This is a genomic window from Paenibacillus sp. FSL F4-0122, assembly GCF_038002845.1.
Lineage (GTDB): Bacteria > Bacillota > Bacilli > Paenibacillales > Paenibacillaceae > Paenibacillus_AQ > Paenibacillus_AQ odorifer.
In genome coordinates this window covers 6,930,620-6,944,565 of sequence record NZ_JBBODI010000001.1, presented here as the reverse complement: position 1 = coordinate 6,944,565, position 13,946 = coordinate 6,930,620, and the positions used below count along the sequence as shown (strand labels likewise).

Sequence of the window (13,946 nt, the reverse complement as noted above, 5' to 3'; positions counted from 1 at the left end):
AGGGCCGAACCCAAGGCGGCAACTATCAAGACTTCTCTTGCGGCTTGCTCATTGAAGATACGCAGAATTCTGATGTTCACAGATGCTGTAATGGATAATATCCATGGCATCTGCAGGTTCCAGAATACTTAGCCCGTCTCGCAGAACGATTACTGAATTTAATTCGTCCTGTTTGAGAAACGGCATCATATCAGGATACCACCTCATGACGATTGCTGACAGTTTTACCGTTTCCATTTCCACAAAAATCACCCTTTCCTTTTTCGATAGTTCTGAATAGATTCAGTGTTCATCGGAAAACGAAGTGCTTTGGAAAAAAGAGGGGTAAATCTCAATCTTTATGAAATTGTTAGGGTTCTGCGTGTGTATAATATATCATAATTCTGAGGTTGGTGCATTTTCCAATACTAGGAATTTTTATTTCCTCATTTTGTCTTTCCGGAAGGAACCCATAACACCAACTGTTTCAACAATATTTACAAAAGCTTGAGGATCTGTCGTGCGGATGATACGTTGCAGCTCTGCAAGTTCGTAGCGGGTTGTTACCGTCATTAGCATGTCCTTTTCAACGTGAGAATAAGCACCTTCTGTTTTAATCTTTGTGACACCTCGTTGAAGGCCTATTAGATGTTGCAGTAATTCATCTGTACGGTTTGTTACAATATATACGGTTACCTTTAAGTGGCTGATATGAATCATATCCAACACTTTACCTGTTACATATATAGATACCATTGATGAAAGTGCTAAATTCCAGTTCTGGTCAAGATAAGCGGCCGCCAGGATAACAAGTCCATTTAAACTTACTACTACATTGCCGACCGGGAAATCTCGGTATTTAGTGATAATTGAACCCAAGATGTCAAAACCTCCGGAAGAACCTCCTGCACGGAAGGAGATACCACAGCCAATCCCAACGAGAACTCCGCCAAACACAGAGGACAGCAGCATATCTGTAGCCACCAGATGCTCGGGAATCACTGTTAAGAACCAGGTTGTAAACACAACGGACAACATGCTCATAATAATAAATCTCCGGCCTAACTGGAACCAGCCTGCAGCCAGCAGAGGAATATTAAAGAGCAAGTATAGGAGGCTTATGTTTAATGGAGTGAAATAACCCACTAACATGGAAAGCCCAGATACACCACCACTTAGTAAACGGTGTGGAATTAAAAATAGATTAAATCCACTGGCGATCAGTGCTGCCCCTAAAAAAACAACCAAACAATTCAAAATCTGTCTTAACAAGTAAATCCACCCTTATATATATATTTAAAAAAATAAAACATGAAAGCAATGAAAAGAAAGGAACCCACTGGTATTCTCACATGTGTTTGTGATATAATGTATAGGATATTCTTGAGTAGAACGTTACAATGGTATTTTTGCATTGCATCGGATGTAAAGCTACAGTTGCTCAGGTACAACAAGGTACCTGATGATTAGGGAGGCTTTTCGTCCCAAAAGCGCTATATCATGCAGAAAATAGAGCATGATTGGACAGCCTATAAATGTGTTTACCGCTACTTAAGAATACAGACAAGCATGTGGAATGTCCACTGTATAGAAGGAGCATGAATAATTTGAAAACATTCGCAGAATTTGGCTTGGAGCCAAAAGTGCTACAAGCAATCACAGAGTTAGGATTTGAGGAGGCAACACCGATACAGGAACAGTCGATCCCATTAGCATTGACTGGGTCGGATCTGATCGGTCAAGCTCAGACTGGTACAGGTAAGACTGCTGCTTTTGGTATCCCCCTCATTTCGAAGATTAACCGTGAAGACGAAAAAATCTTGGCCCTTATTATGGCACCAACACGTGAGTTGGCCATCCAAGTGTCAGAAGAAATTGGCAAACTAAGCCGTTTCAAAGGTCTTCGCTCGTTGGCGATTTATGGCGGACAGGATATTGGACGTCAAATCCGTGGATTGAAAAAGAAACCACAAATCATTATTGGTACACCTGGTCGTTTGCTCGATCACATCAACCGTAAAACGATCCGTTTGGATGATGTTCAAACCGTTGTATTGGATGAAGCAGATGAAATGCTGGATATGGGCTTTATGGAAGATATTCAGACTATCCTGAAGCTCGTTCCTGTAGAACGTCAAACCATGTTGTTCTCTGCTACAATGCCACCAAACATTCAACGCCTAGCTCAACAATTTCTTAACAACCCGCAACATGTCTCCGTTATTCCGAAACAAATCAGTGCCCCACTGATTGATCAAGCTTATGTGGAAGTGCCTGAGCGTCAAAAGTTTGAAGCTCTTAGTCGTTTGATTGATATGGAATCACCTGAATTAGCTATCGTATTCGGACGTACTAAGCGCCGGGTTGATGAGCTTGCTGAAGCTTTGCAAAAACGCGGATATTCTGCTGATGGATTGCATGGTGACTTGTCACAGAACCAACGTGATGCTGTAATGCGTAAATTCCGTGATGGCAGCATTGACGTGCTGGTAGCTACTGACGTAGCGGCACGTGGTCTGGACGTATCCGGCGTAACTCACGTAATTAACTTTGACTTGCCACAAGATCCTGAAAGCTATGTACACCGTATTGGTCGTACAGGACGCGCAGGTAAAGAAGGTACGGCTTGGTCATTCGTTACTCCACGCGAAATTGATCACCTGCATTTGATCGAACGTGTTACTCGTCACCGGATTACTCGTAAACCTTTGCCAACAATGGCTGAAGCTATTGAAGGTAAACAACGCGTTACTGCTGAGCGTTTGCTTGAAGTGGTAGAAAGTGGAGAGTTGAACGAGTACAAAGGAATTTCTATTCAATTGCTTGAGCAATATGATTCCGTACAATTGTTGTCCGCAGCTATGAAGCTTCTCACTGGCGACAAGAAGGATTCCGCAATTGAATTGACTCCTGAAGATCCAATTCGTGCTAAACGTCGTGGTGGCAAAAACGATATCCGCAGTGGCCGTAAACCTAATGGTGGTTATGGCGGAAACCGTGGTACTTCCGGTGGCAGCGGTAGCGGTGGCGGATACCGTGGTAACCGTGATAATAACGGTGGCGGTAGTCGTGGTGGCTATAGCAGCGGTGGCAGCAACTACGGTAGCGGCAGTGGCGGCTATGGCGGTGGCTATAAAGGCAACCGTGATGGCGCACCAGCTCGTGACGGTGGTGCAAACCGCAGCGCAGAGCGTAAACCATACACTCGTCCAAGCAGCACGAGCACTCGTCCTGCAAAACGTGAAGATTTCGATAATTAATACTTCGTCAAGATACCAAAGAAGACGAGATGCCGCATTGCGGTTCTCGTCTTCTTTTTGCTGAAATATAAGGATGTTTGGTGAATTGTTATGTCCTTAGTAGGGCGCGAATTTGTTTTGTGTGATATTAGTATCCGAATGTACGAGTGATGATAACGAGCAAGATAAACAATACGAGGATCGTGCCTGTAGAAGTCCAACCGCCGAAGCCAACAGGTGTAGACATGAGATAACCTCCTTTAGAATGTGGGGATTTTGGTATTTCTTATGGTTACAATCCTAATATATGGACTATAAAGGCTTTACGTATAGACGATAGTCTATAATTCAGAAAGTTGGGCTATGGAAATGAGGAGGTCAAATGAGGTATAGTTAAGATATGTAGTATGTAAGAGACAGAGGAGGAAGGGAATTGGAGTTTAAAGGAGCAATGGGCGGCTTATACCGCGTGACAGAATGGATTTCACGTATCGCAGGCAGTAATATCTTATGGGCACTATGTTCCGCCCCGTTTTTGTTTTTTGGTGTTTTAAAGATGATTATGTTAGGGACAGGCGCAGGTGGAGCGAACGAGCAAATTACATTGAACTGGGCAATGGGGATTTTAGCGCCCTTTACGGTGTTTCCAGCTTCAGCCGCTTTATTTACCGTAGTGCGTAAATGGGTAATGGGGAATACGGATGTAGGAACTTTTCGTACATTTTTTCAGGGGTATAAAGAGAACTATGTAAAAAGTATGCTCGGAGGAGTTATCTATACATTGATGTTCGTTGTTATGTACGTTGATGTAACAGTTTACATGACACAAATGCCTAACTTCAGAATTGTTGGTATTTTGATGTTGGTGCTGATGATACTTTTGTCGGTATCCATGTTTAACTTCTTTTCCATTGTGGTTCATTACCAAATGGGCTTCAAGCAAGTGATGACCAATTCTATATTGCTGACTATAGCACGCCCAATTCGTGTGTTCTCTACATTGATTGCAGCCGCAGTTCTTGTTTATATCGGTCTTAGATATCCGGCTCTTTATTTCATTTGTATTCCAACGTTGATTGCAATGGCGGCCTTCTTTAACTTCTACGCTACTTATAATAAGCTACAGCTGCAAGTAGAAAAGAAGAAGCTGAAAGAGCAGGAAGAAGCAGAAGCAGCAGCATTGAACAATCGGAATGAATATGACGACGATGACGACGATGATGATGACTACGAGGATGAAATTGATGAAAAGGACACCAAACGCATTTAACAAAAAACTGGATTAGCGTTGGATATTTCCAGGTAATTAATTCCTGTGTAAAAATAAAGCGCATACAGGTTTACTTTTTCGTTAAAACGCAATATAATAATAACAAATCCTGCGATGTACGTTACGGTTACTCGTTGTTTTGAACCAATGATAATGTCTTGGGAGATCTACACGAAGCGCAGCTGAACCGCCCTGTCTATATGACTTGGGGAATTCAAAAACGTTTTCTGCGATCACCCACCTGCTCTAGCAGGTTCAGAAGACACTGTAGCCGGACGGCATAAGCGGGTTTTCTCTTGTTTAAGCCAAGGCGCCCTGTTTCCCGTGAATAATGGGAGCGGGCGCTTTTTTGTATGTCTGGAATAAAGGGAAAGTGAGTTATACCCTTTTGTTCCTGAGACAAGAGTGTTACACTTAGAATAATGAACTTGGGATTTGTAGAGGGGGAAGAATTTTGTCGTTAAAAAGAACCTTGGTTGGCTTATTCCGCAGTCATGATGGAACAAGCGACCGCGCCAAAGATCCGACATTAAAAACGCGTTATTACAATCTAACTAAAGACAAAGCATGGGAAGAAGTTTCATCGACTTTAAAGAAAGTTCCTGGATTTAAGGTGCTTCACGAAGTGGAGTCTGTAGGTGAGATTACTCTTGAGAAGAGAACGGCATTTGGCCGTACGCTGGACATTACGGTATCGGTGCTTAATACGACGCCTGTTCGTTGTGGTGTAGATATGTATTCTGCATCTAGAGGTTCACTTGGTGATCTCGGGGCGAATTACCGTGTGATTCAACGCTTGTATGCATCTTTGGACAAAAAATTAGGAAAATACAAAGCAGACTGATTTTTAGAGGCCCGTCAAACCCTTCTTGCTTAGGGATAGTATGAATGCGTTTACGTAAACGGTGAGCTGCTCAGTGTGTTATCGATAAATCTTTCTATTACAAAAAAAGCGGGAGAAGGATGGACCTTCTGCCGCTTTTTTAACAGAGATTATTAAGTATTGTTGTAATAACCGCTACTGATTGGAGAATTAGAGCAGCTTCTTCACAGCAGCAATAGCATCTTCATAGTTAGGGTGCTCGGTCATTTCACTCAAATATTCAACATATACGATCTTGTCGTTCTTATCCAGAACAAAAATGGAGCGCATATCTAAGCGGAATTCTTTAATCAGCACACCATAGGCTTGTCCGAATGAGGTTGCTTTGTGATCGGATAGAGTAATAACTCGATCGATGCCGGCAGCACCGCACCAGCGAGCTTGGGCAAACGGCAGGTCCGTGCTTACAGTGAGAATTACCACATCGTCACCAAGCTCTGCGGCTTCACTGTTGAACCGGCGGGTCTGTGCGTCACATACCCCGGTATCAAGAGAAGGGACAACACTGATCAGCTTGATTTTACCGGCATAATCACTTAGAGACACGTCTTCCAGGAGATTTTTGCTCAGAACAAAATCGGGTGCAGGATCACCAGTTGTTAGCTTAGGTCCTACGAGAGTGATGGGGTTGCCTTTAAAAGTAGCTACGCCTGTTTTTTCTTGCGTCATATCCTTGTTTTCCTCCTCGAATTATAATATTGGATTCTTACTGCCACAATAAATTATAATCTTAATAGCAGGAAGATGTCCAACCGGACAAGATATATATGTAAAGGGATGGGTGTTATGATATTTATTCGGTACGAAAATTGGAAAAGTTATGTCCGGTATTATCCGGTAACCTGTCTGCTCATATTGGCCAATGTGATCATGTTTATCCTGATGGCAGTTAACGGAGGATCAACAAATATTCAAACGCTTGTTGATTTTGGTGCTATAGTTGATGTGAGTCCGTACAAAGAGGAACTGTGGCGCTATCTGGCCGCTATTTTTTTACATAATGGGTTTTCCCATCTGTTCTTTAATTGCTTCGCTCTCCTGGTGTTTGCACCGCCTCTGGAGCGATTGCTGGGCTGGTGGCGTTATGCGCTGCTCTATCTGGTGGGCGGATTTCTGGCAAATGTGCTTACAATTGCGATTAGTGCTCGCTCAGTAGTAGAGTTTGGTACGGTCTCGGTTGGTGCTTCTGGAGCAATCTACGCCATTTATGGTGCATTTTTATACATTGCAGTTATTCAACGGGCCATGATGGATGAGGGCTCGCGTAAAACTTTATATGGATTGTTAATAATCGGGATCATTATGTCGTTTGCTACACCGAATGTGAATTGGGTTGCGCATCTCGGAGGTTTGGTTTCTGGCTTTTTCGTATATGGGCTAATTATTCGTATATTCAAAAAAAGCCTAAGACAGGGGCGATGATGGAGTGGAGCTAAGACAGCTGCAATATTTTTTAAAGGTAGCTCAAAAAGAACACGTAACAAGAGCGGCAGAAGAGCTTCATGTAGCGCAGTCTGCGGTAAGCCGTCAGATTCATCAGCTGGAGCAAGAGCTTGGGGTTGATCTATTCATGCAAAAAGGGCGCAATCTGCAGCTTACGCCTGTTGGACAGCTCTTTTGCAAGAAGGTTGAGAGTATCCTTAAAGAGTTGGAGCATTCGGTAAATGAGGTGCATGAATTTCTGGATCCTGAGCGTGGAGAGATTCGGATCGGATTCCCGCATAGTCTTGGCACACATCTCATCCCGACTATCGTTGCAGATTTTCGTAAATATTATCCTCATGTCAAATTTCGTTTTAAACAAGGATCTTACCCTTCTTTGATAAAAGACGTATTGTCTGGAGAAGTGGATTTAACTTTCATTTCGCCTTTTCCGGAGAATGATGAGCATGTCTCGGGGGATATTGTAATGACTGAAGAGTTGTTTGCGATTCTTCCGCAGAATCACAGGTTGGCAGGAGAGTCTGAGATCCGGTTGGAACAGCTGCAAAAAGAGAAGTTTGTTCTATTCAGCCAAGGCTATTCGTTAAGACCTATCGTTTGGCAAGCTTGCTTGCAGGCGGGATTTCAACCGCAGATTGCATTTGAAGGCGGAGAGACCGATACCATTCGTGGTTTGGTGGCCGCAGGGATGGGTGTAAGCCTGCTTCCGGAGATGGCGTTCTATCAGACGAATCCTCTTCAACCAGCTCAGGTGAGGGTTGTGGAGCCTGCGGTGACGAGAACGGTTGGCTTGATCTACCGTACAGATAGTAAATTGCCGCTGGTGGCACGTTCCTTTCGGACTTTTTTAATCTCCTACTTTAAAGCTAGACAAAATAATACCCCGGTCGGCTCTTAGCCTTCCGGGGTTTTTGTTGTTTAGAGGTATGCGATATTAGTCGCGGTTGCCTAAAAAGACGGTGATTAAGCGAAGCAGTTCAAGCAAGGATACTAGAGCAGCGGCAACATAAGTTAATGCAGCGGCGTTGAGAACCTTTGCTACTCCGCGTTCTTCTTCGTTACGGATGAAACCTTGTTCTACCATGACCTGACGAGCCCGGTTACTGGCGTTGAATTCTACAGGCAGGGTTACGAGCTGGAATGCAACAGCAGCTGAGAAGAAAATGATACCCAAGCCTATAAGATTAAAGTAACCGAAGATGAAACCTGCCATCAGCATGAAAGGCGCGACACCTGATGCGAAATTAACTACCGGGAACATCCGGTGACGAAGTGTCAACATAGGGTAACTTACTTTATGCTGAATCGCGTGGCCTACTTCGTGACAAGCGACAGAGATTGCAGAGATGGAGCTTTCATAATACACAGGCTCTGATAAGCGTACAACCCTGTGGATGGGGTCATAATGGTCTGAAAGTGTGCCTCTTACAGGTTCAATCGGAACATCGTGTAAGCCATTGGCGTCGAGCATACGTCTAGCTGCTTCATATCCAGTCAGGCCGTTCGAATTAGCTACCTTCGACCATTTGCTGAAGGTTCCTTTAACTCTAAACTGTGCCCACAATGAGAAAAGAAAGGCAATAATTACTAACAGGTACATAAACATAGGTGCATTCCTCCACTGTATTGTAAATATGGTATTTACATTGGCGGTCCTTGCGTAAGCAATAGCCGGATCGCTTCCATGCAGGCTAATCCCTGAGGGAGCAGATTTGAAAGTACGCGACTGGCCTGTCCTGGCTTCAAACCACTTATAAGAGGTTCAAGGGCTTTTACTTCCCGTTCTAGCCGCTGCATTTGCTGCTCTAACTCGACTAATTTATCAGAGACGTCGGTTTCTGGTGTTGCCTCATTCCATTTGCCTAGCATAGATTTGATTTCTTCCAATGAATACTTGTCATGCTTTAATTGAGTAATACGTTCTAAAGCAGCCAAGGTTTCATGGCTGTATAGCCGATAATTTTTGGTGCTTCTAGATTCCGGGGAGATTAATCCCAGTTTCGTGTAATAATCAATAGTTCGTTCACTAATGTGAGCAGCCTTAGCTAATTCTCCAATTCGATACAAAATCATATCCCCATTTAATCTCGCCTCACTAATTGAATACGACTGCCGATAAGTGGCGGTCATCTTCTAAATTGATGGTTTCTTATGCTATCTGTAATGATAACAAACTGGAAACCATACAGTCAAACGTCATACTTTCATAAAGTATATGCAGCAAAGAAGGGTTAATTCATGAACGGTGATCTGTAGTTTCTATACAATACACTCAAACTCAAAGGGATATCAAATTTGAAGAATGATTGGGGATGAAAACTATAAGTTACCCCAATACATAACATTAAATGTTATGTATTTTGTGATTTTGGTAAAAGATGCGTTCAATAATTAGGTAATATATAGGTAATATAAATGAGATTGTACACGTAGTTATTTTAATGAAAATGCAGCTAGAATCAGGCCTTTAGGACCTCTAGTCCATTAGTACTGTGAAAATTTCGTGTGCTCAAATAAAATAAAATAAAAACATTCCCAAAATAGTCTTGTCAATTTACCTGACTTCTGATTATAATGACATTAAGAGTTTCACGCTTTGTTAGAAAATATAACATTGGGGAGTGGGGTAAAAATGAAAAAGAAATGGTTGATGATGTTACTGGCCATGATTACACTGATGATTTATCCGGTAAGTGCTTTTGCAGCGGACGGTCCGACGAACGTTGACTTACAAGTCGGATTGGACACAGCGTTTACCTTCCTGGCATTCATTTTAGTATTCTTTATGCAAGCAGGGTTTGCAATGCTCGAAGCGGGTTCGGTTCGGATGAAGAATGCAGGGCACGTAGCAGGTAAGACAGTACTCACCCTGGCTATCGCAAGTCTTTGCTTCTGGGCTATCGGCTTTGGACTTGGTTTCGGTAACGGCAATGGCTTCTTCGGTACTACAGGCTTCTTGTACGGAGGAGATTCAACCGCAGCTTCTTTTGAATCACTTGCATTTTCTGATGTTACTTTAAATGTTAAATTCTTATTCCAAATGGCCTTTGCAGCAGTTTCCTTGGCTATCGTATCTGGTGGTATGGCAGAACGTGCGAAGCTAAGTGTGTATATCATTTTCGGAATTTTGTTCTCCGTCGTAATTTATCCAGTTGTAGCTCACTGGGTATGGGGCGGTGGCTGGTTGGCTGAGCTGGGAATGCAAGATTATGCAGGTTCCACAGTTGTCCATCTTACAGGTGCAACGGCAGCAGTGGTAGCAACCATATTGCTTAAGCCTCGGCTTGGTAAGTTTAATAAAGAAGGAAAACCAGTGATTATTCCAGGTCATAACCAAGTATTTACTGTACTCGGTGTTATTATCCTCTGGTTTGGTTGGTTCGGATTCAATCCAGGTAGTGCTTTGTCCCCAATGGGCGGTTTCTTCGGTCACGTAGCCCTAACAACGAACATCGCAGCAGCAGCAGGTGGTTTGGCGGCATTGATTGCTTCTTGGTTGTACTTTGGTAAGTCTGATATTCCAGCAATGCTGAATGGTGTTCTGGCTGCATTGGTTGCAATCACAGGAGCGTGTGCTTTCGTTGATCCATGGGCAGCAATCATTATTGGTTTTGTAGCCGGTGCTTTTACATTCATGACTTCCCAATGGCTGGAACGTGCAGGGCTTGATGATCCAATCTATGCTTTCTCGGTGCATGGTATTGCGGGGATGTGGGGTGCAGTTTCAACGGGTCTGTTCGCTGTACCTGAGCTTATTACTAAAGGCGGCTTGGTAGGTGAAGCTGGGTTGTTCTACGGTGGCGGTTTCCATCAACTAGGGGTTCAAGTGCTGGGTGTGGTTGGAACATTTGTTTTCGTAGCCGTTCTTTCTTTCATCATCTTATATGTAATGAAGGTAACTATCGGACTTCGTGTTACAGAAGAAGAAGAATTGATGGGTCTGGATATCAGTGAGCATGGTACTTACGGATACCCTGAACAAATGAAATTGATCGCAGATTCGGAATCCAAAACCCTTAAACAATAATATTTCACCTCGGACAGGGAGGCGGACCGTGTGGCATCGATGGAGTTAACAGATGAGTATAATGAAGAAAGCTTTAGGACCATCGTATTGGCCGGTTCGTCAGAGGAGCTTAGGGAGAGGCGTGTTGCCTGTCAAAAAGTACTTCTCGAACAGTTGAATGTTATTCCTATAGAGGAATGGATGTTCCGTGTGAATACTATGCATGATCTTATTGCCCAAACCGCAGTACTCATATGTGAGGCGCAGTTGAAAGAGGCGGGCTATGGCCCGCCTCCCTGTGCCTATTCCTTTATTGTGTTTGGCAGCAGTGGGAGGCAGGAGGCAACGCTTTGGAGCGATCAGGATAATGGCCTGATAGTCGAAGGAGAGCCTGATGGGGAAAAAAATCGCTATTTCGAATTTTTCGGAACTTTGTTATCCGATATGCTTGAAGAAGTAGGGTATGAGAAATGTGCGGGGAAGGTGATGTGCTCCCAAGTTATGTGGCGTAAGACATTATCTGAATGGATAGAGCAGCTTGATAGCTGGAGAAATCAGTTGGAATGGGAGCCGATCCGGTATCTTATTATCTCTTCTGATATGCGTCATGTGGCAGGAAGCGTGGAGTTATCAGCGAAGTGGCAAGAAGCTTTCTATGAAGGCTTTCCGGACAATGAGCAGCTGTCTAATGCTGTTCTTCGCAATACAGTACGCCATAAAGCGACTTTGAATTTACTGGGACAGGTGTTAACAGAGCGGTTTGGTGATTATGCAGGCGGATTTGATGTTAAGTATGGGGTCTATATTCCGTTAGTGAACATTGTTAGACGGTTGTCCTTACTACATGGCATTAGAGCTGGCTCGACATTAGAGCGGATTGAAGCGCTTGATAGGCTTGGGAAATATCAACATTTAGAGGATATTCGCAGAGCTTTCTTATTAGCAATGCGGTTGCGAGTGAACACGCCATATAGTGTTCAGGATGGATTGTTAATCAGCAGTGATTATGTAGCTGAGAGTGAATTGAAGAATAAGCAGCTGCTGTCTGAGCTGCGTGAAAGCCTGCTGCTTGTCAGACGCCTTCACCGGGCGCTGCAGCGTCAGCTCCGCTCAGCGGAAAGGTGGCGGTCATGAGGGAGCCGAACAAAAGCGGAGGATTCTGGAGTAATCTAAGACAAGGTGGAATGCCCTCGGCTATCGCTTCGATGAGAGGTGGGGAAACTGCGCAACAGACTGCGCAGCAAATGGCCTTTATTCGATCTTTGATGCGAGAGAAGCGGCGTCCTGAGGTCCTGCATACCCCATTGTCTGAACTAGAGACAGTGATCTTTGATTTAGAGACGACAGGCTTTTCCCATCAGCATGGGGATGAGATTATGTCTTTTGGAGCCGTCAAGGTTGTTGGAGAGCAGATTAAAGAAGAAGAATGCTTTTATACACTGGTGAACTGTCAGACGGCTATTCCGGAGGATATTACAAGGCTGACTGGGATTACGGAAGAAATGACACAATCCGCTCCCTCCTTAATGGATGGTCTTCATAATTTTATGTCCTTTGTAGGTCAGAATGTGCTGGTGGCACATGCAAGCTCACATGATAAGGCTTTTCTTAATGCTGCTTTATGGAAAACCTCTAAAGTTCAGCTTACACACCGTGTGCTGGACACGATGATGTTAGCGCGTTGGCTTGAGCCACAACGAAGTAATTATTCGCTGGATGAGCTGCTATATGTGCACGAAATTCCGATTCATAGCCGTCATCATGCCTTGGAAGACGCAAAGATGACAGCGCAGCTGTGGGTGATCTACCTTCGGGAAATTTCGGAGCGCGGCCAAGTGGATACCTTGGGAGATCTCTATGCTTATTTAAGTAGAACGTGAAGCGGGGCTTGGGATAAACCGCGGGACAAATTACCGTGGTCATCAGGCAAACGCTCAATATAAAATCCGTTCAGAATTGGATTGCCGCTGTCTTTGGTGTTGGGAGAACCTATAAGATAGAGGGCAAACTCAGGTCCTAGTGCTGTTAATCCTTTATAATCGGCAACTGAAGGGATAGGTGCTGAATGTGGGTGGGAATGAAATAGACCGATGATTGTCGGTTCGTTGTAAAGAACATTAATCCACTCTTCGGGGTGGGGAGTGAAGGTGTGCAGCGGGTCTGGCGCTACGTTGCGCAAGGGTACGTAAGTATCAATGAGCATGCCACCCGCTGCGGCAGCACCCAGCAGGACTCCGCATGCTTCATGCGGATAACAGGACAGCAGGTGCTTCCCCAGTGCTTGCTGTACGGAATATTTCAGTCTTATTGGCTGGACATTTCCCTGGAATGCTGCCATTTGTTCACCCCTCTCTCTTCTTTAGGGTTTCGTCGCAGACGAAACCCTCTTTTTTATTATAAAAGTATATATTATTGTGTAAAATATGAATGGTTTGAAATTTAACCTAATGAGGGTACAATAGTAGAAAACTATTCCAATTGTAAAGGAACAGATGACTATGAAAGCAAGTAACAAATTAAATATAACAGTGTTGCTCATAGTTGTATGTGTTGCTGTGTTTGCGGTGTGGCATAATCGTGAGCCAAAAGCAGAAGCTGTGCTTGCGCAGCAAAATGAGCTGCCGATGAAGAGTGGACCTAAGGCTGGACTGCGTGCACCTTCGTTTTCACTTCAGGGAACAGATGGGACTACCTATGTTGTTGATGGCCCCAGAGATAAAGCGGTAATCCTTAATTTCTGGGCTTCATGGTGTGATCCCTGCCAGCAGGAAGCTCCTGAACTTAATACCATGGCCACTAAGTATAAGGATGTTCTAGATATTTACGGTATTAATGTGAGCAGTCAGGATTATAAACCCAATGCTGAACGTTTTATCAAGAAATACGGTCTTGTGTTTCCGGTTATGTTTGATGTAAAAGATGAGGTGTACAGCAAATATAATGGAGCTGTTTTTCCCACCAATGTGCTCATTGATAAGAATGGAGTGATCTCCGAGATTATTTTAGGTATTCTTAGCCCTGAAGAGTTGGAAAAGAAAATAATCAAGCTTACCGAATCATGAAGCGGGCTGTCCATATAAGAGACAGATCTGCTTTTTTCTCCAAACAGCAAAAGTCTAAAGATCA

Annotated in this window: 16 protein-coding genes and 1 other RNA gene; 10 read left to right on the top strand and 7 right to left on the bottom strand. The window is 43.8% G+C overall.

Annotated features, from left to right (window positions below; translation table 11 throughout):
• Positions 1-48: 48 nt before the first annotated feature.
• Positions 49-237 (bottom strand): hypothetical protein, encoded by a 189-nt coding sequence (locus tag MHH49_RS30640; RefSeq protein ID WP_036689649.1) that lies wholly within the window; start codon positions 235-237, stop codon positions 49-51.
• A gap of 180 nt (positions 238-417) precedes the next feature.
• Positions 418-1,251, bottom strand: a complete 834-nt coding sequence (locus MHH49_RS30635; protein ID WP_036689285.1) for a YitT family protein — start codon at positions 1,249-1,251, stop codon at positions 418-420.
• A 335-nt stretch (positions 1,252-1,586) separates the two neighbouring features.
• Between MHH49_RS30635 and MHH49_RS30630 the strand changes: the two genes are divergently transcribed.
• Positions 1,587-3,239 (top strand): DEAD/DEAH box helicase, encoded by a 1,653-nt coding sequence (locus MHH49_RS30630; RefSeq protein ID WP_036689288.1) that lies wholly within the window; start codon positions 1,587-1,589, stop codon positions 3,237-3,239.
• Between the two features lie 127 nt (positions 3,240-3,366).
• On the opposite strand, the gene MHH49_RS30625 is transcribed toward MHH49_RS30630, so the two are convergent.
• Complete coding sequence (locus MHH49_RS30625) at positions 3,367-3,465, bottom strand: hypothetical protein (RefSeq protein WP_036689290.1); 99 nt, start codon at positions 3,463-3,465, stop codon at positions 3,367-3,369.
• A gap of 186 nt (positions 3,466-3,651) precedes the next feature.
• On the opposite strand from MHH49_RS30625, the gene MHH49_RS30620 reads away from it, so the two are divergent.
• From MHH49_RS30620 to MHH49_RS30610, 3 genes are all read left to right on the top strand, one after another.
• Complete coding sequence (locus MHH49_RS30620; protein ID WP_036689293.1) at positions 3,652-4,488, top strand: YesL family protein; 837 nt, start codon at positions 3,652-3,654, stop codon at positions 4,486-4,488.
• Between the two features lie 103 nt (positions 4,489-4,591).
• Positions 4,592-4,783: non-coding RNA, 6S RNA (ssrS, locus tag MHH49_RS30615), on the top strand.
• A 159-nt stretch (positions 4,784-4,942) separates the two neighbouring features.
• Positions 4,943-5,332: a DUF1499 domain-containing protein gene (locus MHH49_RS30610; RefSeq protein ID WP_036689295.1), complete on the top strand. Its 390-nt coding sequence runs from the start codon at positions 4,943-4,945 to the stop codon at positions 5,330-5,332.
• Between the two features lie 189 nt (positions 5,333-5,521).
• Here the strand turns inward: MHH49_RS30610 and tpx are convergent, their stop codons facing one another.
• A complete protein-coding gene (gene tpx, locus MHH49_RS30605) occupies positions 5,522-6,040 on the bottom strand; it encodes a thiol peroxidase (protein ID WP_038569826.1) in 519 nt (172 codons plus the stop codon).
• Between the two features lie 117 nt (positions 6,041-6,157).
• Between tpx and MHH49_RS30600 the strand changes: the two genes are divergently transcribed.
• Positions 6,158-6,793, top strand: coding sequence for a rhomboid family intramembrane serine protease (locus tag MHH49_RS30600; protein ID WP_076223329.1), 636 nt, complete (start codon positions 6,158-6,160; stop codon positions 6,791-6,793).
• Between the two features lie 4 nt (positions 6,794-6,797).
• Positions 6,798-7,712 carry a LysR family transcriptional regulator gene (locus MHH49_RS30595; protein WP_036689300.1) on the top strand — a complete coding sequence of 305 codons (915 nt, stop codon included), beginning with the start codon at positions 6,798-6,800 and terminating at the stop codon, positions 7,710-7,712.
• Positions 7,713-7,748: 36 nt separating this feature from the next.
• Here MHH49_RS30595 and MHH49_RS30590 read toward each other — a convergent pair whose 3' ends face one another.
• Positions 7,749-8,420, bottom strand: coding sequence for a zinc metallopeptidase (locus tag MHH49_RS30590; protein ID WP_036689302.1), 672 nt, complete (start codon positions 8,418-8,420; stop codon positions 7,749-7,751).
• Positions 8,421-8,455: 35 nt separating this feature from the next.
• Positions 8,456-8,887, bottom strand: coding sequence for a MerR family transcriptional regulator (locus MHH49_RS30585; RefSeq protein WP_036689305.1), 432 nt, complete (start codon positions 8,885-8,887; stop codon positions 8,456-8,458).
• A gap of 559 nt (positions 8,888-9,446) precedes the next feature.
• Here MHH49_RS30585 and MHH49_RS30580 point away from each other — a divergent pair.
• Genes MHH49_RS30580 through MHH49_RS30570 form a run of 3 tightly spaced genes read left to right on the top strand, consistent with a single transcriptional unit; the run spans position 9,447 to position 12,700 of the window.
• Positions 9,447-10,841, top strand: coding sequence for an ammonium transporter (locus MHH49_RS30580; protein WP_036689307.1), 1,395 nt, complete (start codon positions 9,447-9,449; stop codon positions 10,839-10,841).
• A 39-nt stretch (positions 10,842-10,880) separates the two neighbouring features.
• Positions 10,881-11,954 (top strand): DUF294 nucleotidyltransferase-like domain-containing protein, encoded by a 1,074-nt coding sequence (locus MHH49_RS30575; RefSeq protein ID WP_076098509.1) that lies wholly within the window; start codon positions 10,881-10,883, stop codon positions 11,952-11,954.
• Positions 11,951-12,700, top strand: a complete 750-nt coding sequence (locus tag MHH49_RS30570) for an exonuclease domain-containing protein (protein WP_076223250.1) — start codon at positions 11,951-11,953, stop codon at positions 12,698-12,700. Before MHH49_RS30575 ends, MHH49_RS30570 begins: the two co-directional genes overlap by 4 nt.
• Here the strand turns inward: MHH49_RS30570 and MHH49_RS30565 are convergent.
• Positions 12,682-13,158, bottom strand: coding sequence for a M67 family metallopeptidase (locus tag MHH49_RS30565; RefSeq protein WP_051491608.1), 477 nt, complete (start codon positions 13,156-13,158; stop codon positions 12,682-12,684). The genes MHH49_RS30570 and MHH49_RS30565 overlap by 19 nt on opposite strands.
• Positions 13,159-13,318: 160 nt before the next feature.
• Between MHH49_RS30565 and MHH49_RS30560 the strand changes: the two genes are divergently transcribed.
• Positions 13,319-13,882 carry a TlpA family protein disulfide reductase gene (locus MHH49_RS30560; RefSeq protein WP_076100887.1) on the top strand — a complete coding sequence of 188 codons (564 nt, stop codon included), beginning with the start codon at positions 13,319-13,321 and terminating at the stop codon, positions 13,880-13,882.
• Positions 13,883-13,946 lie beyond the last annotated feature (64 nt).